This window comes from Paenibacillus sp. Root444D2, assembly GCF_001426375.1.
GTDB lineage: Bacteria > Bacillota > Bacilli > Paenibacillales > NBRC-103111 > Paenibacillus_E.
Window position 1 is genome coordinate 490,193 of the sequence record NZ_LMEO01000034.1, and the last position, 25,830, is coordinate 516,022.

The 25,830-nt window shown below is 44.7% G+C and carries 20 protein-coding genes and 4 tRNA genes; 19 read left to right on the plus strand and 5 right to left on the minus strand.

Features of this window, described 5'->3' with window-relative positions; translation table 11 throughout:
• The first annotated feature begins 196 nt into the window (after positions 1–196).
• The 3 genes from ASD40_RS20455 to ASD40_RS20465 all read left to right on the plus strand — a co-directional run bounded on the left by ASD40_RS20455 (position 197) and on the right by ASD40_RS20465 (position 3,265).
• A complete protein-coding gene (locus ASD40_RS20455) occupies positions 197–478 on the plus strand; it encodes a CopG family ribbon-helix-helix protein (protein WP_028553892.1) in 282 nt (93 codons plus the stop codon).
• A gap of 3 nt (positions 479–481) precedes the next feature.
• Positions 482–832, plus strand: coding sequence for a type II toxin-antitoxin system PemK/MazF family toxin (locus tag ASD40_RS20460; protein ID WP_028553893.1), 351 nt, complete (start codon positions 482–484; stop codon positions 830–832).
• Between the two features lie 255 nt (positions 833–1,087).
• Positions 1,088–3,265, plus strand: a complete 2,178-nt coding sequence (locus ASD40_RS20465) for a Tex family protein (protein WP_235549326.1) — start codon at positions 1,088–1,090, stop codon at positions 3,263–3,265.
• Positions 3,266–4,047: 782 nt separating this feature from the next.
• On the opposite strand, the gene ASD40_RS20470 is transcribed toward ASD40_RS20465, so the two are convergent.
• The 3 genes from ASD40_RS20470 to ASD40_RS20475 all read right to left on the minus strand — a co-directional run bounded on the left by ASD40_RS20470 (position 4,048) and on the right by ASD40_RS20475 (position 5,621).
• Positions 4,048–4,680 (minus strand): hypothetical protein, encoded by a 633-nt coding sequence (locus tag ASD40_RS20470; protein WP_057304981.1) that lies wholly within the window; start codon positions 4,678–4,680, stop codon positions 4,048–4,050.
• A gap of 252 nt (positions 4,681–4,932) precedes the next feature.
• The gene (gene cmpA, locus ASD40_RS37345; protein ID WP_090818813.1) at positions 4,933–5,097 is read right to left on the minus strand and encodes a cortex morphogenetic protein CmpA; all 165 of its coding nucleotides are present in this window, start codon (positions 5,095–5,097) and stop codon (positions 4,933–4,935) included.
• 170 nt (positions 5,098–5,267) lie between these two features.
• Entirely contained in the window at positions 5,268–5,621 is a 354-nt protein-coding gene (locus ASD40_RS20475) for a hypothetical protein (protein ID WP_057304982.1), read from the minus strand.
• Positions 5,622–5,735: 114 nt separating this feature from the next.
• On the opposite strand from ASD40_RS20475, the gene ASD40_RS20480 reads away from it, so the two are divergent.
• From ASD40_RS20480 to ASD40_RS20495, 4 genes are all read left to right on the plus strand, one after another.
• Positions 5,736–6,209, plus strand: coding sequence for a SprT family protein (locus ASD40_RS20480; RefSeq protein ID WP_057304983.1), 474 nt, complete (start codon positions 5,736–5,738; stop codon positions 6,207–6,209).
• Positions 6,210–6,228: 19 nt separating this feature from the next.
• Positions 6,229–6,304, plus strand: a tRNA-Asn gene (locus ASD40_RS20485).
• Positions 6,305–6,311: 7 nt separating this feature from the next.
• A tRNA-Ser gene (locus ASD40_RS20490) sits at positions 6,312–6,400 on the plus strand.
• A 154-nt stretch (positions 6,401–6,554) separates the two neighbouring features.
• The gene (locus tag ASD40_RS20495) at positions 6,555–8,297 is read left to right on the plus strand and encodes a methyl-accepting chemotaxis protein (RefSeq protein ID WP_057304984.1); all 1,743 of its coding nucleotides are present in this window, start codon (positions 6,555–6,557) and stop codon (positions 8,295–8,297) included.
• A gap of 55 nt (positions 8,298–8,352) precedes the next feature.
• Here ASD40_RS20495 and corA read toward each other — a convergent pair whose 3' ends face one another.
• Positions 8,353–9,282 carry a magnesium/cobalt transporter CorA gene (gene corA / locus ASD40_RS20500; RefSeq protein WP_057305122.1) on the minus strand — a complete coding sequence of 310 codons (930 nt, stop codon included), beginning with the start codon at positions 9,280–9,282 and terminating at the stop codon, positions 8,353–8,355.
• Between the two features lie 150 nt (positions 9,283–9,432).
• On the opposite strand from corA, the gene ASD40_RS20505 reads away from it, so the two are divergent.
• The 11 genes from ASD40_RS20505 to ASD40_RS20550 all read left to right on the plus strand — a co-directional run bounded on the left by ASD40_RS20505 (position 9,433) and on the right by ASD40_RS20550 (position 23,485).
• Positions 9,433–9,504, plus strand: a tRNA-Glu gene (locus ASD40_RS20505).
• Between the two features lie 18 nt (positions 9,505–9,522).
• Positions 9,523–9,604: transfer RNA gene (locus ASD40_RS20510), tRNA-Leu, on the plus strand.
• A gap of 204 nt (positions 9,605–9,808) precedes the next feature.
• A complete protein-coding gene (locus ASD40_RS20515) occupies positions 9,809–11,116 on the plus strand; it encodes an MSCRAMM family protein (RefSeq protein WP_057304985.1) in 1,308 nt (435 codons plus the stop codon).
• Positions 11,117–11,728: 612 nt separating this feature from the next.
• Positions 11,729–13,555, plus strand: coding sequence for an APC family permease (locus ASD40_RS20520; protein ID WP_057304986.1), 1,827 nt, complete (start codon positions 11,729–11,731; stop codon positions 13,553–13,555).
• An 860-nt stretch (positions 13,556–14,415) separates the two neighbouring features.
• Positions 14,416–14,493 (plus strand): potassium-transporting ATPase subunit F, encoded by a 78-nt coding sequence (locus ASD40_RS39440; protein ID WP_082562338.1) that lies wholly within the window; start codon positions 14,416–14,418, stop codon positions 14,491–14,493.
• A 47-nt stretch (positions 14,494–14,540) separates the two neighbouring features.
• Positions 14,541–16,211, plus strand: coding sequence for a potassium-transporting ATPase subunit KdpA (kdpA, locus tag ASD40_RS20525; RefSeq protein ID WP_057305123.1), 1,671 nt, complete (start codon positions 14,541–14,543; stop codon positions 16,209–16,211).
• A 31-nt stretch (positions 16,212–16,242) separates the two neighbouring features.
• The gene (gene kdpB / locus ASD40_RS20530) at positions 16,243–18,285 is read left to right on the plus strand and encodes a potassium-transporting ATPase subunit KdpB (protein ID WP_057304987.1); all 2,043 of its coding nucleotides are present in this window, start codon (positions 16,243–16,245) and stop codon (positions 18,283–18,285) included.
• A 28-nt stretch (positions 18,286–18,313) separates the two neighbouring features.
• The gene (gene kdpC / locus ASD40_RS20535) at positions 18,314–18,877 is read left to right on the plus strand and encodes a potassium-transporting ATPase subunit KdpC (protein WP_057304988.1); all 564 of its coding nucleotides are present in this window, start codon (positions 18,314–18,316) and stop codon (positions 18,875–18,877) included.
• Between the two features lie 76 nt (positions 18,878–18,953).
• A complete protein-coding gene (locus ASD40_RS20540; RefSeq protein ID WP_057304989.1) occupies positions 18,954–21,254 on the plus strand; it encodes a histidine kinase in 2,301 nt (766 codons plus the stop codon).
• Positions 21,255–21,258: 4 nt separating this feature from the next.
• Positions 21,259–22,821, plus strand: coding sequence for a DUF4118 domain-containing protein (locus ASD40_RS20545; protein WP_057304990.1), 1,563 nt, complete (start codon positions 21,259–21,261; stop codon positions 22,819–22,821).
• Positions 22,787–23,485 carry a response regulator gene (locus ASD40_RS20550; protein WP_057304991.1) on the plus strand — a complete coding sequence of 233 codons (699 nt, stop codon included), beginning with the start codon at positions 22,787–22,789 and terminating at the stop codon, positions 23,483–23,485. The genes ASD40_RS20545 and ASD40_RS20550 overlap by 35 nt, the downstream gene beginning before the upstream one ends.
• Before the next feature lie 326 nt (positions 23,486–23,811).
• Here ASD40_RS20550 and ASD40_RS20555 read toward each other — a convergent pair whose 3' ends face one another.
• Positions 23,812–24,273, minus strand: coding sequence for a collagen-like triple helix repeat-containing protein (locus ASD40_RS20555; RefSeq protein WP_057305124.1), 462 nt, complete (start codon positions 24,271–24,273; stop codon positions 23,812–23,814).
• 504 nt (positions 24,274–24,777) lie between these two features.
• Between ASD40_RS20555 and ASD40_RS20560 the strand changes: the two genes are divergently transcribed.
• Positions 24,778–25,803 carry an HD-GYP domain-containing protein gene (locus ASD40_RS20560; RefSeq protein WP_057304992.1) on the plus strand — a complete coding sequence of 342 codons (1,026 nt, stop codon included), beginning with the start codon at positions 24,778–24,780 and terminating at the stop codon, positions 25,801–25,803.
• The last annotated feature ends 27 nt before the right edge of the window (positions 25,804–25,830 follow it).

Here is a 25,830-nt window from a genome sequence, read left to right on the forward strand (position 1 = left end):
TAAATTACCATTTATTTTTTGTTTTGCATGGAGAGGATTTTCCGAATTGACCATCGAATACTATGTAAGTAGGATTCTTATATCCAAGTGTGTAACATATTTGATATACTGGATGCATATATCTATTGTATAAATTGGTTTTTGGAATGACATACTGGTAATATTGTCTTTGTATCGTTTCTGGGGGTGCGAAAGTGTGAGCAATGCGCATAATACGAAAAGGATCATGATTAGCTTGCCTGACAATCTGTTGCAAGAAGTGGATGGTATTGTCGAGAAGGAGAATTCGAATCGCAGCGAATTTATTCGCCAGGCAATGAAGCTGTATTTAATTGAACGTAAAAAGCGCAGTCTACGCGAATCCATGCAGCGTGGGTATATGGAGATGGCGAAAATAAATCTCAGCATGGCATCTGAAGCTTTTCAAGCGGAGGAAGAAGCGGACGGTACGCTTGATCGCTTAGTAAGCGGGGTGTAAGCAGTGATTGTCAAACGTGGTGATGTTTTTTTCGCAGATCTTTCGCCGGTTGTAGGGTCGGAGCAGGGAGGGGTTCGTCCTGTTCTAGTGATCCAAAATGATATCGGCAACCGCTTTAGCCCAACCGTGATTGTTGCAGCGATTACCGCTCAAATCCAGAAGGCGAAGCTTCCCACGCATGTGGAAATCGATGCGGAAACGCATGGTTTCGACCGAGATTCGGTGATTCTGCTTGAACAAATCAGAACGATCGATAAGCAACGGCTAACGGACAAAATTACGCATTTGGATGAAGAAACGATGCGCAAGGTGGACGACGCTTTGCAGATTAGTGTGGGACTGATAGAATTTTGAATAAGATCAGGAACGGACGAGGGTGATTGGTTCCCTCGTTTTTTGGTTTGTATACATACATAGGAATAAAAATGAATAGAAGTGGGGGAACTGTTTGTGGCAAATACGGAAGAGTTGAAGATTAAGGCTAATGAAATGGAAGAGCAACAGTTGAGCGAGACTGAGGGAAAGAAGACAAAGGCTAGTGAAGTGGATGAGACAGAGGGAACGAAGAAAAAGGCTAGTGAGTATGAGGAGCCGAGGGAGAAAGTTCAGATCTCTGAAGAAAAGAAAGCAGAGATCCAGGAGCGTATCCTGAAGCAGATCTCTGCTGAATTACAGCTGCCCGCAGGCAAAGTGAAGACAACAATGGGGCTGCTTGATGAGGGCAACACGATTCCGTTCATCGCACGTTACCGCAAAGAGATGACAGGCGAGCTGGATGAGAATCAGCTGCGAGATATCGAGGAGCGCTTGCAGTACTTGCGCAACCTAGAGGATCGTAAAATCGAGGTTGTTCGTTTGATTGATGAGCAGGGCAAGCTGACGGATGAACTGCGCAAATCGATTGAAGGCGCTGCGAAGCTGCAGGAAATCGAGGATTTGTACAGACCGTTCCGTCAAAAGCGCAAAACGAGAGCGAGCGTTGCCAAAGAGCGCGGTCTCGAGCCGTTAGCGGAATGGATTTGGAAGCAGCCTCGCCAAGGCTCGCTGGATCAAGAAGCTGAGCGTTATATTAACGCGGACAAGCAGGTAGGAAGCGCCGCAGATGCGATTCAAGGCGCAATGGATATTCTTGCGGAGAATATCGCGGATGATGCTAAGATTCGAGCTTGGGTGCGTAGGTATACGCATGATCAGGGGATTTTGCGTACCGAGGCCAAAGATGCTAAGGCTGAATCCGTATATGAGATGTACTATGCCTATCAAGAGCCTGTTAAACGTTTGCCGCCTCATCGCATTCTCGCGATTAATCGCGGGGAGCGGGAGGATGTTTTGAAGGTTGGTTTGGATGTTGCGGTCGATAAAATTCACGATTATATGGCTAGGCAGGTCGTCAAAGGCGATTCTGTTGTTCGCGAAGTGCTTCGCTCCGTTGTAGAGGATGCTTATAAAAGGTTACTCGCACCTTCTATTGAGCGCGAAGTGCGTGGTGAAATGACCGAGATGGGCGAGGAGCAAGCGATTAAGATTTTCGCGGAAAATCTACGGAATCTGCTGCTCCAAGCCCCGGTCAAAGGGCACGTGGTGCTGGGTGTCGATCCAGCTTACCGGACAGGCTGTAAGCTGGCCGTCATTGACGACACCGGTAAAATGCTTGAAATCGCCGTCACCTACCCGACACCACCGAATAATAAGGTGGCGGAAGCGAAGGCGAAGTTCAAGCAGCTGATCAGCAAGCACGGCGTCGAGCTGATCGTGATCGGTAATGGGACGGCTTCCCGTGAAACGGAGCAGTTTGTTGCGGAGCTGATTGCCGAGATCAAGGAGCAGAAGCTCAAGTACTTGATCGTAAGCGAAGCGGGGGCGAGCGTGTACTCCGCGTCGAAGCTGGCGCAGACGGAGTTCCCTGAGCTCGACGTAGCCGAGCGCAGCGCGATCTCGATCGCGCGGAGGCTGCAGGACCCGCTCGCGGAGCTTGTGAAGATCGAGCCGAAGGCGATCGGCGTCGGGCAGTACCAGCATGACGTTTCGCAGAAACGTCTGGACGAGAACTTGAAGGCCGTCGTAGAGTCGGCCGTTAACCATGTCGGCGTGGACCTGAACACGGCGTCCCCGTCCTTGCTCTCGTACGTGTCGGGCGTGAACGCGACACTGGCGAAGAACATCGTCAAGTATCGCGAGGAGAACGGCAAGTTCAGCTCCCGACAGGAGCTGTCGAAGGTTCCGCGCCTTGGCGCGAAAACCTTCGAACAGTGTGTCGGGTTCATGCGGATTCCGGGCGGTCGGAACCCGCTCGACAACACCCCGATCCATCCGGAGTCTTACGACGTGGTGGATCGGCTGTTCAAGGAGCTGCGCCTGGAACTGGCGCAGCTTGGCTCACAGCAGCTGCTAGCGCTGCTGCAGACGCTGGAGCCAGAGGAACTGGCTCCTAAGCTAGGCGTAGGTGTCCCGACGATGCGGGACATCTTAGACAGCCTGCAGCGGCCTGGGCGAGATCCGCGGGACGAAGTCCCCGCGCCGATCTTCCGCACCGATGTGCTGCAGCTTGAAGACCTTGTGCCGGGCATGGAATTGACCGGCACGGTGCGTAACGTTATCGACTTCGGTGCCTTCGTCGATATTGGCATTAAGAACGATGGGCTGGTGCATATTTCCCAGCTCAAGAACGGCTTCGTAAAACACCCCATGGATGTGGTGTCCGTTGGGGACATCGTCCAAGTCTGGGTGCTTAACGTAGACGAGAAAAAAGGTCGCGTTGGCTTGACCATGAAAAAGCCTCAGCAATAAGAATCAGCAGCAGTTGGTAGCGTTATGCTCCCAGCTGCTTTTTTTGTTGGCTGATCGCTGGCCAATTAGAGCCTCTAAAGGCTGCTATTCCTCCTGTGTTATGCCATATTCGATAAATAGAAGCTCCTAGAGACTCTTATTCTGATATAAATAAGAATTTTAATAATGAAATTTACAAATAAGAGCTTTTAGAGACTTCTATTTCAATATTTTTGATCGAAATTGCTCAAATAACAGCCTTTAGGGACTCCTATTCGGGATCGAGGGGGTTTAGAGTGGGGTTACTCGTACGCCTAACCGATACCCGTTACCAACATCAGCCAAACTCTACATCATCCTTCCTTGAGTTAATCTCACGCCCAATCAAAAGACGTTACCAACATCAGCCAAACTCCACATCATCCTTCCTTAAGTTACTCGTACTCCCAATCAAAAGACGTTACCAACATCAGCCAAACTCCACATCATCCTTCCTTAAGTTACTCTTACGCCAAAACAAAGAGGCGTTACCAACATCAGCCAAACTCCACATCATCCTTCCTTAAGTTACTCGTACGCCTAACCCATGAGGCGTTACCAATATCACTCAAACTCCACATCATCCTTTCTTAAATTACTCGTACGCCCATCCAAGAGGCGTTACCCGCATCAACCAATCTCCACATCATCCTTCCTTAAGCTACTCATAACGCCCACCTCCGAGCATCATCTCCATCACTTACCCGACATCATCCTCTCCAACAAGTATCATCAATACTCCCCAGCATGTGAGGTTAAAGAGTTTATTTATGAACTCGCCCCACATCCTTCAAAGAGTAAACCATCACATTCCGCTGACCAGCGACAAGAGATAGCATCCCCTCCAAGCATAGTCGTTTCAACCATTCTGCAGCGATACGAATATTTACATTGCATTCGGCAGCAACTTCCTGAAGTCGTACCTTGCCGCTGCGACGCTTGGCTATTTGGATGATTAGTTGCTTCCGTAACACCCACTTGTCAACCTCTAGCAAGGCGATAGGTGAGAGAGGAGGTATTTTAGCAGCAGCCTTTCTCGGTAACAACGGATAAACATTATCTTTCTGAACTACACTCTTCTTGCCTTGCCTTAATCCTGAATGTTCTTGAACTGCACTCTTCTTGCCTTGCGCTAATCCTGGATCTTCTTGAATTACATTCATCTTACCTTGTACTAGTCCTACTTGCTCATGAACTTCACTTATCTTACTTTGCACCAATCCCAAGTGCCCAAGAACAGCGCTGTTCCTGCCCTGCCTCTCCTGAACTACCGCCATCTCTCTTAAATTCCCCCGATGAACCATCCATTCAGAACCACTCATCCAACCACCAAACCCATGACGCCCCAATCCAAGTTTACGCATTTTTCTTAACCAACCTCTTGTTTTACGTGGCATTATTATCGACTCCCCCTTTTTTATGTACGAAAAAAAGCACACCCGAACCGCAGAAATTCTGCAAGATCGAGTGTGCTTCACTCCGATAATCTATTACATTTATTTACAGTATAGAGGGCACATTTCAAATATGCAACCTTTTTTTAACAAACGTTTACTTTTTTCTGAATATAACACTTTACCCTGTTTCTCTATATAAATCAGAATTGCAAAAAAGCCAGCACCCGCTCCGCGCAAGTACTAGCTCTTTTATCAGAATTTACGCTTGCCCGGTCCGTCCGTCGATTGGGTATCAGGCCACTCTTCTTGTGAGCGGCGGGTGCGGTAAAAGTACCAGCTATCATTCAGCAATCGGATTTGTCTGCGGTTTTTGTTCTGGAAGGCCCGCATTAATTGATTACAGAGCCATTGCGGCATATGCCCATCCCCTTCTTCGCCATGTAATAATAGCATATGAAGGATTTCTTCGATGGGTGCAGGTCCTTTTGATTTGCGTTACTTTTTAGGTTTGTCTTTCTTTTTTGTTTTGCCTTACTCTTTGCTTTGTCCTACTTTTTGCTTTGTGTTTTTAATCGTACTCTTAAAGATTAACCCTCAAATTCCTCTTCATACCACTGTTCCAGTTGGGCTTGAAGCGCGCGAATTTCAGTCAATAAGGAAATAAGCGGATACGACTTTTCCTGGATGCCGGCGAAGGTCTTTTCCAAATGATTGATGTAATCTAAACCTTGAATGAGGGTATGCGCTGTGCCAACCAATTCCAAGTCGTCGCATTCTGCAATAACACGTGGAAGCTGAGGGACAGAGTCAGCGGTCAATTTCTCTAATTCTTTGTGTAATCTTTGATTCAGAGCTGTCAATTGATAAGAGTAGGAAGAGGGCATTTCAACGAATTCTACTTGTTGTTCGAGCTTAAGAATGACATATCGCATTTGCGGCATAAGGGTTGTTCAAATCCTTTCTTTAGAAAGCTTTCGATCTTCTTTTCTACTTGACAGTATAGCCGTACATACGGTACAAATTCAAGTGAGAACTTGTCAAAGGAGCGAATGGGGATGGAGGATCGGGAGCTGCAGCAATGGATCGAGCAGATCTCTATGGCATCGTTTGGGAGGCCTTTTGTACATCAGGCGCGATTTAACCGGAGGTTAAGGTCGACGGGCGGGCGTTATTTTACCAAATCCCATGATATCGAAATCAGTTGGATGCAGTGGGAAACATTTGGACGAGATGAGATTGAGAAGATCATTAAGCACGAACTTTGTCATTATCATTTGCATATATTAAAGCGTGGCTACCAGCATCGCGACAATGATTTCAAAACCTTGCTGGCGCAAGTCGGAGGTACCCGGTTCTGTCGTTCGCTGCCGCGGGCTTCCCAGAAACAGTCCTATAAATATAGGCTGGAATGCGTCAATTGCAAAACCGAATACTTCCGAAAACGCAAAATGGATGTACGGAAATATGCATGTGGAAAATGTAAGGGAAAATTGAAATCGTATACACTTGACTTAGGGACGCCTTCATAATAAAATAAAACTTGTTCATTCCCTGATAGCTCAGTTGGTAGAGCACTCGACTGTTAATCGAGTTGTCACAGGTTCGAGTCCTGTTCGGGGAGCCATATCTTTGGAGAGATACCCAAGTGGCTATAAGGGGACCCTCTGCTAAGGGGTTAGACTGCGTAAGCGGTGCGAGGGTTCGAATCCCTCTCTCTCCGTATTTGAATTAGCTGAAATTAAGCTCAATGGCTCTCATGCCGTTGGGCTTTTTTTTGTTAGTGAATCACATTCATTTTTAACAGTTTTCTAACATCTATCAAATGATTTTCCGTTATAGTGATCAAAAATAGATCAATGATGGGGGCAAATTTTGTGGCAAAATTGTTATCTATACGTGTACGACTCCTTTTATTGCTAATAGTTCCATCCATGCTGTATTTAGGCACAAGTGTGTTTTTGCTGCAGCAAAGTAAGTCCAATACGAAAGTATTGGCTTCATCCCTTTATGAAACCACGAATAAAAGCACTTCGCTTATCTTAAATGCCGATCGTGATATGTATCAGGCATTGACAGCCTACCAGCTGTTGGTTTCGGGAACGTTAACTGCGGAAGAGAAGACGAAGCAGCTTAAAGCTTTAAAAGACAATATCGATCAAACGAATACAAGGGTTGGACAAGCGGCTGATATTATGAATGCTAAACAGTTATTACAAACAGCACATACAGAGACGAAGCTAACCATTGAGCAGAACATAGCTGGCTTTCATATGTCTTTTGACCAATGGGCGAAAGAAGCGAATGCTGTTGTTCAGTCCTCGAGCACAGGAAAAGGGATTATTAATGACGCTAAATTATTAGCAACTTTCGAAAAAGGCCGCGAGGGCATGAATCAAATCGGTGAAATTTTGGATGCCTATGCGAAATCAAGTATTGAAGAGATTGAGAATCAAAATGATAAAATGGCAAAAACGATCTACATATCTATCGCAATTATTATCATTTTGCTCATGACAGCAGGCTGGATGGTTATTAGTCAAATAATGAAAACGGTCAAAAACATCGTGAAAATTACCGGCCAAGTAGCGGCAGGAGATCTTCGTCATGAGCCTCAGGTTAAGTATACCAAGTGCGAACTAGGGAAAATTACAGAATCAGTAGATATTATGGTTTCGAAAATTAAAGGGTTGATCGGTACGATCGCTCACAATACGCAGTTCGTACATGACGCTTCCATCGAGCTCTCAGATAGTTCTAAGGAATCGGCAACGGCCTCAGAGCATGTCGCTACCAGTATTCAAGAAATGACGCAGGACGTCGAGACGCAGGCAAGAAGCAGCGCAGAAACGAGCAGAGCGATTGAGGAAATGGCAATTGGGATTCAGAGAGTGGCTGAAAATTCAGGCGTTATGGCAGAGCACTCCTCCCTAACTTCACGTCATGCCGAACTTGGCAATGACTTGCTTGGGAAGCTGCAGCAGCAGATCGTGAACATGTTGAAATCGGTCGAGCAGCTCTCACAAACTGTACAATCCTTAACACGTAAATCCGATGAGATTGGTCTTATTGCATCGAGCATTACCACGTTTGCGAATCAAACGAATCTGTTGTCACTGAATGCTTCCATCGAGGCAGCTAGAGCGGGTGAACACGGCAAAGGGTTCAACGTTGTTGCGAATGAGATTCGTAAGCTTGCCTCGCAATCTATCGAGTCAGCAGAGGGAATTAATCAGTTGATTCATGAGACGAGAGTCGAGATCGCCAGTGTTTCTAATTCCATGAATGTAACCAAGCAGGAGGCTAGTGCCGGATCGAGCATGATGCAGGAAGTGAACCAAAGCTTCCATACCATCATGCAATCGGTGACACACATCGTGACCCAAATTCATGAGACATCGGCGATCACCCAGCAAATGTCGGCAAGCTCCGAGGAGATTTCTGCGACTATGGACCAAGCGGCAGCGAGTTCAACGCATATTTTGAACAAATCCCAAGGGGTTGCTGCTGCAACTGAGGAGCAGTTAGCGATGATGCAGAATATTGCTGCTGCCTCCGAACAGCTCAGGTCTGTAGTAAATACTTTGAATGAATCTGTTGCTTACTTTAAAATGAAATAGCTGCTAAAAAGGCACTCCCTGTGATTGGTGGTTCACGGTGGAGTGCCTTTTTTCGTTAAAACCAATGCTTACGTTTGAAGTAATACCACATAATACCGCTTAAGATGAGCATTAGAATCCAGACATACAGATACCCATAATCCCAACTCAGTTCGGGAATATATTTGAAATTCATACCGTACAATCCGACGATAAAAGTCAGAGGAAGAAAGATCGTACTGAAGATCGTTAAAGTCTTCATAATTTCATTCATCCGGTCGGACTTCATACTCATTTGGAGCTCGAGAAGACCGGTTAGCGATTCCCGAAAAATGTCTAAAGAATCCACGACTCGTGAGATGTGGTCCATGATATCCATGAAATAGACATCATCTTCTTCACGTGTGTAGGGGAAGGAGTGATGCGCGATAGCGGAAAGGGTAATTCGTTCCTCCACAATGACGCGGCGAAGCTGATGCATAGTTCGTTTGAGTTGGAAAATATCCTGTGCTATGCGAATCCTAGGGTTGCTATACACGGCCTGTTCCATGCTATTCAGGCGATCATCAAAATGATCCGCAACGATGGAATAATCATCGACACAACGATCGAGTATCGCATGAAGAATGGCTCCTGGATGACGTAATCGATCTTCGACTTCTTGGCAGGTATGGTAAAGCTGATCTATGAAGGGGAGGTTGTCCTTGTATACGGTTATCACAAAATTTGATCCGATCACGATCCCTATTTCCTGTGGCTCAAGCTGCTCGGATACCGCGAAAAAGGTTAAGAAAATGTGATTCTTATATGTATCCATCTTCGGTCGTTGGTTCAGCTTAATCGCATCCTCAACGAGTAAAGGGTGGCACTTGTATAAGTCGCCTAAGACATGTTTGACCTCATCGGGAGAGGGGTTCTCCATTCTCACCCAAGCTACTTCGTTTGGGCCGGGAACGCGTACCGTTTCCTCATGAACCGTTCCATGGGTAGATTCATAAATAAGCATGAATGACAAGCACCTCGAGTATTTTGAATTGGACTCAGCATACCATATTTGCCCATAAGCATTCCAGATTTTGTGCTTGTCAACTGCGACAGAATCTATTATAATTACAATTGTCGTCAAAATGGGCTGCAAAGGCTTACAGACATTCGTGGCCCGTTGGTCAAGTGGTTAAGACACCTCCCTTTCACGGAGGTAACAGGGGTTCGAGTCCCCTACGGGTCATTTTTACTTTACTACCTCGCGGTCGTGGTGGAACGGCAGACACACCATCTTGAGGGGGTGGCGCTCACAAGGCGTGAGGGTTCAAATCCCTCCGACCGCATCCCAGTTTTAAAAACAGGAAACCCTTACTAGTTAAGGGTTTTTTTGTTTTTAGAACAGATGTAGGAAACATGGATGTAAAGCTTTTAAAGCTCAGCTGCGGTTTTATTTTGTAGACTTCCTCACATTGTATAATAAGATTTCCTAGTATATAATTCTTTATTAAGAACATTAAGTTCATTTGCTGAACAAAGAGGAGGCTTATATGCTAAAGATTAAATTGATTATGTCTATTGGTGTCATCACTTGTGCTTTAATTCCCAGTGCTGTATTTTCTTCATCGTCTGGATCTGTTAACTCCAAAATCATCTCCAACGCTAGTCAAACAAATGAAAAGACTGATGCTATATCAAGAACAGAAAAAGATGAAAATGGATCCAAGGATGATAATGCCCAGAACAGCGAAAAAGGAATTGTACAAAGGTTGGGCGTTCTCGAAAAACTTTTAACATCACTAACTACGACTGTAAATAATCTAAGCAACGATTTATCCTCAACTAAGGAAACAATCGTTGCGCAAAACAACCAAATATCTTCTTTTCAGCAAATTATCTCAAGTCAAGAAAATGAAATATCCGTATTAAAAAATCAAGTTGGGACTTTGCAATCTCAATTCCAACAACTTCAAACTAGGGTTGATATTTTAGAAGCTAACTCTAATCCACCGGCAATTGGTCATAGTATTAGTGGTGTAATGGTCGACAGTAATAATAAACCGTTTTTCTCGGGAGTGCAATTAATTGATGGATCAGGCAAGCGTTATTCCCGCAGTAGTGGGGATCTGACGAACGGAAGTTTTACTTTTACTAATATTCCAAACGGTACTTATACAATTAATTATTATTTTCCTACATATGTAATTGATTCTCCAAACCAGGTTACTGTTTCAGGAAATGATGTTACAGGAGTTATCATAAAGCTCGCTGTGCCAACATATACGATTAGTGGCCAAGTTGTAGATAATTCAGGTTTACCTATAAGGAATGAAAGGGTACTTCTAAAGGATCCACACAACGTTGGAGGATATTGGCAGCCCACGGGAAATGACGGTTCTTTTACGTTGGGAGGTATTGTTCCAGGTTCTTACACAATCTTAATCGGAAATCTAGACTCTCCCTTAGCAACAGCAAATGTAACCGTCACAGATTATGATATTAATGACATAAGGATTTTAAAAACATCAATTTCCTTCATTTCAGATATTCAAAGCCCTGATCTTAAGATTCTCTCGCTTTCCGCTAACAAAGAACTAAGCGGTGATATTGCTTTTACGATGAAATACAACAGTGGGTTAAATAGAAGTTTTAGCTTTTTTAATCCACCGCAAGGCGATAAGGTGATGTTGACATTTCCAAACCAAATTAATGTTGTCCAGGAAGGTCAAGTGACATTCATAGTGCCTGCTGCGGAAATCAAAAAAATGTCGGAGATAACAATGAGTTTTTATGGCCAATCAAACGAAAGAGATTTTATTTATCTAAATCCCCAAGACTTTATTAGCTTAGTTCAATAACTCTCACTTATATTCGAAAGACGATCCAACGCCTTTAATGGCGGTGGGTCGTTTTTTTGTTTTTAACCGCGAATTAAAAAAAGCCCCGAAGGGCTTTACAGTAATAGTTGCAGTCCATATTCATGCTGCTATGTATTCTACTCATGTATCACATACCAAGTGCCGTGAAGCCGAATGTACCCCATTACATTAACTGACTTCGGTTTGAACCACCAGAAAATCCGTTTCAAGGCTGCACAACCTTTCGTGTGGAGTGTTAGGCTCTTATGTTCAACAATTTAACTAATCAAATAAAGTGATGCGACGCCCAGTATTGGAACCAAAATGAGCATGATCCCGAGTCGAACTGAAATTAAATCTTCGTGTGAGTACACGGAAGCCACAACCTTTCTATGTGTAGTACGATATTTATTCAATTTGAGTCTTGTCGAATCCTTTGATGAAAAAACACTAGTTTTGTCAGCTTGCTCGATCGTTCAAAATATCCTTGTCTGCTGCTGCATCTGAGTTTGATTATTTTAAGTTGAAGATCTGTTCCCAAAATTTATGATTCTTTTTTTAAACAATTGGGTAAAATGAAATGAACTTAAAAAAACATGGCAGGTGTAAATCATGTTATCTGTAATTAAACGATTTTTAATCGGTCAGCCATTAAAGTCGAACGAACTAGGGGAACAGAAGCTTAATAAAAAGAAAGCTTTAGCTATCCTCTCTTCCGACGCTTTATCATCCGTTGCTTATGGGCCTGAGCAGATTCTACTCGTTTTGATTACTGTAAGTACTGCAGCTTATTGGTACACAATTCCTATCGCAATAGGCGTTCTGTTTCTTTTATTAGCACTTATTTTGTCATATCAACAAATCATATATGCCTATCCGCACGGAGGCGGGGCCTATGTCGTATCGAAAGAAAATCTCGGGATGAACGCGGGTTTATTTGCAGGAGGATCTCTTTTAGTTGATTACATACTAACGGTGGCGGTCAGTATCTCTGCTGGTACGGATGCCATTACTTCTGCCTTTCCGCACTTACATCCTTATAATGTAGTTATTGCCATTGCTTTGGTTATATTCATTACGATCTTAAATCTCAGGGGGATAACGGAGTCGGCTTCTATTTTAGCTTATCCTGTGTATCTATTTGTTCTGGCTTTGTTTATCTTAATTGGTGTCGGATTATATAACATTGTAACTGGGAATGTCTCAGCTGAACTGCATGCACCAATTGGTACGCCTGTTGCAGGAATCTCCCTGTTTCTATTACTAAGAGCGTTCTCATCGGGCAGTTCTGCTTTAACAGGGGTTGAAGCTATCTCTAATGCCATTCCAAACTTTGAAGATTCAGCTCCAAAAAATGCATCCAAAACATTGATGGCTATGGGCTTGTTACTTGCCATTTTATTTGCGGGAGTCGTTTATCTAGCATATTACTATGGGATATCTCCTAAAGAAAAGGAAACGGTTGTCTCACAAATTGCTGCTGCAACGTTCGGCAGAAATTTCATGTATTACATCATCCAAGGTACAACCGCTATGATTCTTGTTCTCGCTGCGAATACGGGGTATTCTGCTTTCCCTTTACTGGCTGTTAATCTGGCTAAGGATAAATTTATAGCAAGAATGTTTACGATTAGAGGAGATCGGCTGGGGTATTCAAACGGGATTATTTTCCTGGCGGTTACATCGATCTTGTTAATCATCCTTTTCAAAGGGAAAACGGAGCATTTAATCCCTCTGTATGCTGTCGGGGTGTTCATTCCATTTACCTTAGCTCAGACGGGGATGTTGGTAAAATGGATCCGGGAGAAGCCGAAAGGCTGGATGGTTAAATTAACGATTAATTTAGTTGGAGCCTTCATGAGCTTCACGGTCATGATGATCTTCTTTATTACCAAGTTTGGGCAGGTGTGGTCCGTACTCATCTTTTTGCCCCTTATTGTTTTTATTTTCCACCAAATCAAGAAACACTACGAGGCCGTTGGCGAACAATTACGTATAACAACTTGCGAACCGGCGATTCCGATTGAAGGGAATGTGATGATTGTGCCTGTTGCGGGCATTACGCATGTGGTAGAGAACTCCTTGAATTATGCCAAATCCCTTTCGCCAGATCAGATCATCGCCGTTTATGTGGCTTTCGAACGAGACGCCGAGAAACAATTTGAGGAGAAATGGAATACGTGGCAACCCGATATAAGGCTAGTGACCTTACATTCCCAATATCGTAGCATTGTTCAACCATTGACGAAATTTATTGATACGGTCGAGCATAAGGCGGCTGAATCCAATTTTCGGGTGACGGTCTTAATCCCGCAGTTTATTCCTAAGAAAAGCTGGCAGAATATTCTCCATAATCAATCCAGCTTACTTATCCGAGCTTTCCTGCTTTACAGAAGGAATCTTATCGTAACGACCGTGCCGTATCATTTGAAAAAATAGTAGGGTGGCCTTACTTCATAGTAGCTACTCAGAGAAATAAGAGTCTTTGGGAGCTTCTATTTGCGCAAAGTGGCTGAAGGAGTGGGATAAGAGCTTTAAGGGCTCTTATTTGTCGTTGATAGGGTGGGAATGCCAGCTACTCAGAGAAATAAGAGTCTTTGGGAGCTTCTATTTGCGCAGAAAGTGGCTAAAGGAGCGGGATAAGAGCCTTTAGGGGCTCTTATTTGTCGTTGATAGGGCGGGAAAGCTAGCTACTCAGAGAAATAAGAGTCTTTAGGAGCTTCTATTTGCGCAGAAAGTGGCTAAAGGAGCGGGATAAGAGCCTTTAGGGGCTCTTATTTGTCGTTGATAGGGCGGGAATGCTAGCTACTCAGAGAAATAAGAGTCTTTGGGAGCTTCTATTTGCGCAGAAAGTGGCTAAAGGAGCGGGATAAGAGTCTTTAGAGGTTCTGAGCTTATCCTTGGTCGTGGATTAAGGTAAGCCCCAAAATGGAGTTGATTGTATGTAAACAATGGGTTCTGCGAGCAAAAAAGAACTTAGCTTCCTTTCGGATCGCACTTATTTATTTGAGCATTCTGGGGCGTATATCTCTTTCTAAATCCAGCATTTTTATGCTTTTTTTATACAGATGCTATAGATTCTTTACCTCATTTTTATACGGTTCGGCGTTACAATGTTTCAGGGAAGCACTTGGTTCTGTCTGACTTCAAGGAGGTGTGTTATGTACAACGATGTAACGATGGTCTTATTAATGGCATTAACATTTCTAGGATTTTGGGGGTTTTCAAACTATTGTGAAAAAGCGTGAGCTCATGTACTGCAACGAGGTTATTGACCAATCCTTTTAGGAGGCAAACATATGATTGTTATCGGACTAATTGCATTTGCCATCATGGTGTATCTCGGTTTTGTTCTAGTGAAACCAGAGAAATTTTGAGCGTAGAATATATGCTTATGTAAGCAAGGAGAGAACCTACTATGGGTATGGGATTGTTACAGGTGATCATTACACTGGGTATTATCATGCTTTTGGTGAAGCCTGTGGGGAGTTATTTGGTTAAAGTTTTTGGAAATGAAAAGAGTCGTCTTGATCGTGTTTTTGGTCCTTTTGAGCGTGTATCCTATCGTTTGATGGGGGTTAAAGAAGAGGAAGCGATGGGCTGGAAAAAGTATGTAGGAGCCGTCTTATTACTCAATTTGGTCATGATGCTTTCGATATATGCGGTATTTCGACTTCAAAAATACTTGCCTCTAAATCCAGACAGCATTGGTAATATGCCTCCGGCTTTAGCTTTTAATACAGCTGTTTCTTTTATTACAAATACGAATTGGCAAGCATACAGCGGTGAAAATTCATTGTCCTATTTCTCTCAAATGGTGGGGATTACGTTCCCCATGTTTACATCGGCTGCAACTGGATTTGCAGTGGCGGTTGCATTTATTCGCGGTTTAATTGGCCGTCAAAATAATCTGGGTAACTTCTATGTGGATATAACCAGAGCGATTATAAGGGTGTTTCTACCGCTTAGCTTCATTGTTGCCTTAGTCTTAGTATTTCAAGGTATTCCGCAAACATTGCTGGGAGCCGTACAAGCTACAACAATTGAAGGCGCTCAGCAAACAATTACTCGTGGGTTAGTGGCTTCGCTCGAATCCATTAAGCATATTGGTACGAACGGTGGTGGTTGGTTCGGTACGAACGCTGCGCATCCTTTTGAAAATCCGACCCCTGTGTCTAACTTAATCCATATTATTTGTATGATGCTGCTGCCAACATCTCTGGTGTACGCATTCGGGCTAATGATTAAGAACAAAAAGCAAGGCTGGACGATCTTTGCTGCTATGGGGATCATTTTTATCGTGATGTTGTCTACGGTATTCTATGCTGAGTATCGGGGTATAACGGCGGTTGATGCGATGGGTGTACATGGCAACATGGAAGGCAAGGAAGTAAGGTTCGGATTGTCTGAGACTGCCCTATTTACAGCTGTAACTACGGCTGCAACAACAGGCAGTGTAAACGCGATGCATGAATCGCTCACACCGCTCGGAAGTATCGTTCCTTTTGCAGAAATGATGTTGAACAATGTGTTCGGTGGTAAGGGGGTTGGGTTGTTAAACGGCTTGCTTTACCTCATTTTATCGGTTTTCATTTGTGGACTTATGGTTGGGCGTACGCCAGAGTTTTTAGGTAAAAAGATCGAGGGAAAAGAAGTGAAGTTGGCGGCAATCGCTATTCTGATTCATCCGCTTATCATTTTGGCACCGACAGCGTGGGCGCTTATTCGGCCAGAATCCGTTACTTCGATAGCCAATCAGGGGATGCACGGGTTGTCGGAAGTGCTGTATGCTTTCACGTCAGGTGCTGCCAATAACGGCTCCGCTTTTGGTGGATTAAGCGCCAGTACGAACTTTTACAACTTGGGTATCGGTATGGTCATGCTATTTGGCCGTTACATTTCAATCATCGTGATGTTGGCCATTGCAGGTTCACTTGCTACGAAGCGTGTCGTTACTGTTACAACAGGTACATTGCGTACAAATACACCCTTATTTATGGGGATTTTAATCATGATTATTCTAGTTATCGGTGCTCTTACGTTCTTCCCGGCGATGGCATTGGGTCCGATTGCTGAACATTTGGCGGCGCGCTAAAGGATAAACGAGATAGAGAGGAAGGATTCACATGGCGGTGGAACGTAAAAAAACAATGACAAAAGAAATTATGAATCAAGCTATCGCTGATTCGTTTAAAAAATTAAATCCTTGGGCGATGATCAAAAATCCGGTCATGTTCGTGGTTGAGATCGGTACGGTCATTACACTCCTGCTTTCGCTCGCACCCGATCTATTTGATACCACAGAAGTAGGGCGGGGTTATAATATCGCTGTGTTTTTGATCTTGCTTTTCACCTTGCTTTTCGCTAACTTCGCGGAAGCTTTGGCGGAAGGTCGAGGCAAGGCGCAGGCCGATTCACTACGGAAGACCAAATCCGATACGATGGCTCGCCTGGTTCAAAAGGATGGTTCTTATAAGGAAGTGTCTTCGACTTCTCTCCGTAAGGGAGACGTGGTCCGCATTGAAAATGGTGAGATCATCCCATCCGACGGCGAGATCATTGAAGGCTTAGCCTCCATTGATGAGTCAGCGATTACAGGAGAGTCCGCTCCGGTTATCAAGGAAGCAGGTGGCGACTTCTCATCCGTTACAGGTGGAACACGGGTAGCGTCTGACTATATCATTGTCAAAGTGACGACCGATCCTGGCGAATCGTTTTTGGATCGCATGATTGCGCTCGTGGAAGGCGCCAAACGGCAGAAAACGCCGAATGAAATTGCTTTAACGACGCTGCTAGCTGTACTGACCTTGATCTTCTTAATCGTCATTGTGACTATGGTACCGATGGCAAAGTATTTGGACGTGAAATTGGAGATTTCCACGCTGATTGCTCTGCTGGTCTGCCTCATTCCGACGACAATCGGAGGTCTCTTGTCAGCTATCGGTATCGCAGGTATGGACCGTGTAACTCAATTCAACGTGCTTGCTATGTCAGGTAAAGCGGTTGAAGCTGCGGGCGACATCGATACGATGATCCTAGATAAAACAGGGACGATCACATTCGGGAATCGGATGGCTTCGGAGTTTGTTCCAGTGAATAACTTACCAGCAAAAGACATCATCTTTACTGCCCTGCAAGCATCTGTGAAAGACGAAACACCTGAAGGACGCTCCATTGTGGAGCTTGCGAACAAGCTTGGGGAAACTTGGCCAGCAGACAGCTATCAAGGTGCAGAAGTGGTGGAGTTTGCCGCTGAAACACGGATGTCGGGACTTAATTTAGCTGATGGTAATCAAGTCCGTAAGGGTGCAGTCGATGCGATTAAGAAATATGCAGCAGCTAGGGGCGGGAAAATTCCTAGTGATTTAGAAGCAATCACAAACCGAATTGCCAAAGCCGGAGGCACCCCGCTGGCAGTCGCGGTTAATGAGCGGATTTATGGCGTTATTTATCTCAAGGATACGGTAAAACCGGGCTTGAAGGAGCGATTCGCGGAACTACGCGCAATGGGCATCAAAACCGTCATGTGTACAGGGGATAATCCACTTACAGCTGCGACGATTGCACTTGAGGCCGGTGTCGACGAATTTATTGCTGAGGCGAAGCCGGAAGATAAAATTGCTGCGATCAAAAAAGAGCAGCAAGAAGGTAAACTGGTAGCCATGACAGGCGACGGAACGAATGATGCTCCTGCGCTTGCTCAAGCCGATGTAGGTTTGGCGATGAATTCAGGCACGATGGCTGCCAAAGAAGCTGCCAACATGATCGATTTGGATTCCGATCCGACCAAGCTGCTTTCAGTCATCTCCATCGGTAAACAACTGCTGATCACTCGCGGAGCTTTAACAACATTTTCTATCGCTAACGACATTGCCAAATATTTCGCGATCATTCCTGCGATGTTTATTCTAGCTATGCCGCAGCTGCAGGCCTTGAATATTATGAATTTGGCTTCGCCGGAATCGGCCATTTTATCAGCGCTCATTTTCAATGCTATCATCATCCCGCTGCTCATCCCAATTGCCATGAAAGGTGTTAAGTACCGGGCGATGTCAGCAAATAAATTGTTATCGCGTAATATTCTGATTTATGGTCTGGGTGGTGTGGTCGTGCCTTTCATCGGGATTAAAATCATTGATATGGTACTTCACGGATTAAATATCGTTTAAAGAGAAAGAGAAACGAGGAGATAGCTTTATGAAATCGTTTTTTATAGCTGTTCGTGTGTCTTTATTTTTCATGATCGTCTGTGGGCTCATCTATCCACTCGTAACGACAGGTGTAGCCGGGGTCTTATTCCCTAAACAAGCGAATGGAAGTCTCATAGAATCAGGCGGTGGCGTGATTGGATCGGAATTACTCTCTCAACCCTTTGAGTCTCCGAAACTCTTCCATCCAAGAGAATCTGCAGCCAAGTATGATCCGACTGCCTCATCGGGCTCCAATACAGCGGTGGCTTCAAGTGATTATGCTGCGGCAATGGCAGAGAAAATCGATGCCTTGAAGCAAGAAAATCCTAATCTAACGGAAATTCCAGCTGACTTAGTCACGGTCTCCGGTTCCGGTTTTGATCCGGATTTGTCTCCAGAAGGGGCAAAGGCTCAAGTGCCGAGAATTAGCAAGGAAACGGGGATTTCCGAGAAAAGTCTCAATGACCTCATTGATAAGCATTCAAAAGCGCGCCAACTCGGAGTTTTCGGTGAGCCTAGAGTCAATGTGACTGAATTAAATATGGAACTGCTTAAGCAAGTGAAATTGTGAGATAAGCAGACAGCCACTCTCGTTTATCATGAGAGTGGTTTCTGCACATTTTCGGGAGAAGGGAGAATGTTGCCATTTGGAAGGTTTCAAAAGAAAAACACCGGAAGAAATCCTATATTCCATCTCTAAACTGCACCGCGGCAGTTTTAAAATATATATCGGCGCCGTCAGTGGATCAGGTAAAACCTACCACATGCTTCGCGAAGGGCACAACCTCAAGCAGCAGGGGATCGATGTGGTTATTTGCGCCGTATCGACGCTCCAAAGACCGGAAACCGTGGAACAATTGGGGGATCTGGAAAGGGTACCGAGCATTCACTGGATCAAAGATGGAATCGAGCAAAAAGATCTCAATTTGGATGCATTAATCGAAAGAAACCCGGAGGTCGTCCTCGTAGACGGGTTAGCTCACTGTAATCGAGAAGGCGCGCGGTTTCCATCACGGTTAGACGATATTAAATTTTTACTTTCAAATGATATTAGTGTTATTACCACGGTGAATGTCTATGAGCTGGAAGAGGCGATGGAGGTTGCTCATAAACTAACAGGTATTGAAGTAGGGCACTGCGTTCCCTCAGATACGTTGGAACTCGCTGATGAGGTTCGATTAATCGACGCGACGCCGGAAACGATTTTAAATCGAATGGAAGAAGGCCATTTAAAGGGGAATAAAGATACAGCTTTATTCAAACGCGGTAATTTAGGTGTGCTGCGTGAACTGGCTCTTCGTCTTGTTGCTGAGGATGTTAACGATTCTCTGGAAGAACATCGCGAACAAATGGGGATTCTGGGTCCATCTGGAGCGACAGAGCGCATTCTTGTAACGACGCAGTATCATTGGAATGGTTCTATTTATGTGCGCAGAGGACAACAGATCGCTAAGCGATTGAATGGTGATCTTCATGTGGTTACGCTGCGTAATTTCAATAAGCCGCTCACCAAAGAGGCGGCCACTTTTCGCAGGGCGATTATGAAGCTTGTCCAAAAAATAGGTGGCAAATTTGAGGAACTGCCCTTTGGGAACCGGCGCAGCATCCCTCAAATATTGGTCGACTATGCGATAGCTCATCATGTAACACGTATTGTATTAGGTCATTCTAAGCAAACCAAATGGCAAACTCTTTTACAAGGCTCCGTCATCAATGGCGTGTTAAAAAGAACGACAAATATCGATGTGTTCTTGATTGCTGACCGTGCTTCTCAGGAGGGTGAGCGCATTCTGCCTGCTCATATCCACTCGCTGAAGGAACCTTACAAATATAAACGTTTGAGCAAACAAGAAGTAGAAGCGAAAATCGAAAAAATCAAGCGAGGTAGATTTAAAGTCTATATTGGAGCTGCCCCTGGTGTCGGTAAAACGTATACGATGCTGAGAGAAGGCAACGATCTGCTCAAAAAGGGGATTGATGTGAAGATTGGCTTACTTGAAACCCATGGAAGAAAAGAGACAATCGCACAGATTGGGGAACTTGAAGTCATACCCAGGGCAGAAATTCAGTATCAAGGTGTAAAGCTGGAGGAAATGGATACAGAAAGTATCATACGTCTTAGACCTGAAGTGGTTTTGGTAGATGAATTAGCCCATTCGAATGTACCCAGCAGTAAGTATAAAAAGCGGTATGAAGATGTGCTGGAAATTCTGGAAGCGGGCATATCGGTCATAGCAACCGTTAATGTGCAGCACCTCGAGAGCTTAAATGATGCCGTGGAACAAATTACGGGTATTCGAGTTAGGGAAACGGTTCCCGATAGCATTCTTCGCATGGCGGATGAAGTACAGTTAATCGATGTTGCCCCTGGAGCCTTACAGCTTCGAATGAGAGATGGAAAAATTTATGCGATGGTAAAAGTAGATCAAGCGTTGAACAATTTTTTTAAAACAGGGAATTTGATCGCTTTACGGGAACTCGCGCTGCGTGAAATCGCTGATGATGTAGATGAACGTCTGGAATCTATGGAGCGCAAGAGCTCACTTCGCGGCCCATGGCGAAGAAAAGAAGTTATTTACGTGTGTGTCACGGAAATCTCACAAGCTGATCGCTTAATTCGTCGCGGCTTTCGGATTGCGCATCGACTTAAAGCAATATGGCATGTAAGTTTTATTGCGATGGGAGGCGCAGAGGAGTGGAAGCAGAAGCTAGAGTCATTAGAGAGGTTGACGAATAGGCTTGGAGGCGAGTTTTCGTATCAAGAGGTGGCTAACCGCAACCAAATTCCGCAGGTGTTTGCTTCCAGAGCAAGTGAAGCGGGAGCCACTCAAATCATTGTGTGGAAAGACGCTCTTGTCAAAAAGCTTGTGCCGCTTGCTAGTACAATGGATGTATTGATTGTTGCCGATTATGATATGTGGCAATCTTCGGGAAATAGGGTAAAATGAAAACATGGTAAATAAAACAAATGAATTTGGAAGCTGGAAATCTTATGTTAATACAGCTCTATTTATTGCTGCTGTAACCTTATTTCTAAAAGCTTTTGGCCCTTTTTTTGGTCTAGTTAACATTGCCCTTCTATATCTATTTCCTGTTCTTTTTAGTGCTGTACGATGGGGGAGGGGACCTTCCTTTTTTGCTGCGGGAATGGGGGTTTTATCGTTTGATTTCTTGTTTGTACCTCCCACTTTTAGTCTAACGGTTTCAGATCTGCGTTATTTGATATCGTTTATTGTTTTTTTATCTGTTGCAGCCCTTACGGCAAACTTAGCTTCTAAACTGCGGAGTCAAATTCATCAAGCTCAGCAGAGAGAAGCAAGTACGGCTGCTCTGTATGCGCTAAGTAGTAAGATTACCGCTATTTCAGACTTAGATGTCCTACTTAATCAAATAGTTCAGCATGTTTCTGATACGCTTGATGCCAAGGCCGCAATCATTTTACCCAACCAGTTGGGTGAACAGCAGTTGGAAGCCTACTCCAAGGATGGCGGGGATTGGGCCAGTGATGAATCTCACCTGTCTATCGCCGCATGGGTGAATAAACATAATGCCATTGCGGGTCGAGGGACTCTTACATTGGGGGAATCATCGGATCTGCATGTCCCCTTAGCTACGGATCAGCAGGTCCATGGCGTGCTTGCTGTTCATGTGGGCGATAGAAATCTGTCTGACATGTCGGAACTTATTCGGATCATCGAAGCACTCTCGGATCTTGCAGCCGTTGCGATATCTCGCGTTAAACTAGCGAATGAAGCCAAGGTGGCGCAATTAACGGCAGAATCAGAGAAGCTGCGTACCGCGCTGCTGGACTCGCTTTCACATGAATTGCGAACGCCTCTGGCAACCATCATTGGTTCCGTAACCGGGCTACTAGAAGGGGAAGACGTCTTCGGTCCTGAAGATCGACGAGAGTTATTGCTAACGACACGTGAGGGAGCTACCCGGATGAACCGGTTAGTAGGCAATTTACTGGGTATGGTTCGGATTGAGAGCGGCATGCTGCGTTTAAATAAACAGTGGTGCGGGGTAGAGGATATTGTAGGCGTTGCGCTTACGCAATTGAATGACGCTTTGCTGCACAGAAAAGTAAACATACATCTTGCGCCAGATCTTCCATCGGTGCCTATGGATGAGGTTCTTATTGAACAGGTGTTGATTAACGTGATTAGTAATGCCATTAAGTATTCGCCTGATGGAAGTGAAATTGTGATTGAAGCGGATCACAAGCAAGACATGCTTGATTTGACCATCAAAGATGAGGGTGCTGGCATTGCTTCAGGCGATTTGGAACGGGTATTCGAGAAATTTTATAGAGGCCATTTAACCAAACATATCCCAGGAACAGGGCTAGGGCTTGCAATCTGTAAAAGCATTGTCGAAGCACATGGCGGCCATATTGCAGCTATGAATAATGGGGATCGAGGAACGGCTATTCGGATAAGCTTGCCTTTACAATTCGCTGAGAAAGACGGGGATAGGAATGACAACCACAGGGGCGAAGATCTTAATCATTGATGATGAACCACAAATTCGAAAATTACTGCGCGTCACTCTAACCGCACACGGTTTTGAAGCAGCTGAAGCTTCAACCGGTCAAGAAGGTTTGCTGCAGGCCACAATGGTACGTCCAGATCTTATTGTCTTAGATCTAGGATTGCCTGATATGACGGGCATGGAAGTGCTGGCGCATATCCGTGAGTGGTCGCAGGTGCCCATCATTATTCTTACGGCTCAAGACCAGGAGCAAGATAAAGTTGCTGCATTGGATCGCGGCGCTGACGATTATGTAACGAAGCCGTTTGGCATGGGCGAATTTATGGCCCGCATGCGAGTTGCCTTACGGCATATCGCCAAGACGCAGGATGAACCAGTGTTGAAACTGGGTCATTTAGTTATTGATTTATCTCAGCGTAGTGTAGAGCTAAATGATGAGAAACTCAAATTAACACCGACCGAATACGATTTGTTGAAAGTACTTGCTTTGAATGCTGGACGAGTAATGACACATAAACAATTGCTCAAACAAGTTTGGGGCGGTCAGCAATATGAATCAGACAGCCAATACTTGAGAGTGTATGTCGGTCATCTGAGGAAAAAGATTGAAGAAGACCCGACAAGACCGAAGTATATCCTTACGGAGCCTGGGATCGGATATAGATTTGCTTGGCAGGAAGGTTGAAGAAAAGAAGGCTGTCATCCTCTTGATGAGAATGGCAGCCTTCTTTATTTACATATAGGAATTTAGGGTCCATGAAGTGAGTAAGGCAACTGAAGTTGCTTATTTGTCTTAATAATTCCTATTATGATGACATAGGCAAGCTAGGTGTGCTTATCTCTGGCTAATACGCTCTGAAATTAACGTTTAACAGCTAATAAGCACGCACTGTGGTCTAATATGACGAGATGCTTCGATATTAGAGTCAATAAGCAAACTAAGCTTGCTTATTTATTTCTAGCTAGCTCGCTACATGAAAAAATGGCACAGGGTTTTCTTTTTGTATTATTTTAACAAGTAAATGAGTCGATGAAGCGCAAATCGATACCGAAAAACATCCAAGAGAACCCAGTCCAACGGAAGCCTGCGATCGAATTGCGTCCGACAAAAGTAGGGAAATACCAGAACTGTTGACCGTTGCTGAGCCAGACATAGGTGAAATTAAACAAGCAGCGGCGAATACCTCCCGGGTCTACGGCATAAGCGGAGGCACCTTCCGCTTTAAACGGCTTCTGCGGTGTATAAGCTGGAGGCGCGGAAGTGGGGGCTTGCTCTCCTCCTTGCTGTTGCCCAGGGAAGCCGGGTTGCCCAGGGAAGCCAGGTTGGCCCGGGAAGCCGGGTTGGCCAGGAAAGCCAGGTTGGCCCGGGAAGCCAGGTTGGCCCGGGAAGCCGGGTTGGCCCGGGAAGCCGGATTGACCTGGAAAGCCAGGCTGGCCAGGAAAACCAGGCTGCCCGGGAAATCCAGGAGACATGCCGGATCCGGGAAAGCCAGGCTGACCAGGTTGCCCAGGGAAACCCGGAAGTCCGAACATGCCGCCTAAGCCGCGCGGATCATAAGCTGGTACCCAAGCGTAAGCTTGCGGTACAGCATAGCCGTATGGATAAGGTGCAGTTTGTGGGTAAGAAGCAGGGTAGAACTGTTCAGTAGTTTCAGGCTGTATTAATTCAGTTTCCAATTCACGAAGCTCATCTTTTTTGTTAATTGAAGCCATTGCGCAATTTCCTCCTTAGGTAGAAGCGGATTAGTCGATACTTACTATATGCAGCAGGGTAGACGGATGTCACGATGTGAATATGGCGTCAATTGAACATCAAAAGCAGACCAATAGTCCTACTTTTGATGGTTTATAGGAATGGTGTAGGTGATTTAGCCTACATTCTCCAATAAAATATGGGATTTCGACCCATAGATTGTACTAATTTTGTCGTATATAATTGAAAATGGTTATATTATGAAATAATTGGAGCGAGCTTTATTGAGAGAACTATTGGGTAAGATGTTGAAATACGATGTGACAACAAGCCATGGACTTGTCTTAGTGCCAAGTCAATCGGTTCTCAATCAAGAGCATTTGGATTTGTTTCGGCAGCATCGCATTGACTTTATGGGTATCACTACGACAACCATGCATGAGCATAAGCTTGATTCTGTATCCCCACCAGATTCTTCTCAACTCCTTGTCCAAAAAGCTTCTCAATATGCCAAGGACTTATTCGAGCGTATTCAATCGCAGAAGAAGATCCCGCTGCTGGAAATCAAAAATGATTTGATTCCTATCGTTCTGCAGACTACTGAGAACCCCGATTTATTTCAATTATTTGAAGCTGTCAAAGCGAAAGATGAGTATACGCATCAGCACAATATTGGTGTAGGCATACTCTCAACGCTGATTGGCAAATGGTTAAATTGGGCTGACAATGAAGTGGCGTTATTATCACTGGCAGCTACGATGCATGATGTTGGTAAGATCAAGATTTCACAAGAGATTCTATTGAAGCCGGGGAAATTAACCACCGAAGAGTATGACGAAATAAAGCGGCACACGATTCTAGGATATAACATGCTTAAGGAAACGGTAGGGATTAACTACAGAGTTGCGCTAGTTGCGCTACAGCATCATGAGCGGGCAGATGGCACGGGATACCCCTTGCAATTAAAGGATAGCCAGTTGGATCGAATGAGCCGAATTGTTGCTGTTGCCGATGTTTTTCACGCGATGTCATCGAAGAGGCCTTATCACGAAATGATGCCCTTTTACGAGGTGGTAAGTCGGATGAGGAAAGGCTTTTTCGGAGAGTTGGATCCCCACATCGTATCTGTATTTCTTACCAATATCATACAGAATTTGATCGGCAGGACTGTAAAGCTAACCGACGGACGTTGGGGAGAAGTCATTTATATTAATCCTACGGATGATACGAACCCGCTTGTTAAGATTGACGAATCATTTCTGGACCTAAGTCGAGAAAGACATATCCATATAAGTGAAGTTGTAATATGAGATCGTTTGACAATCAATTAGACATAT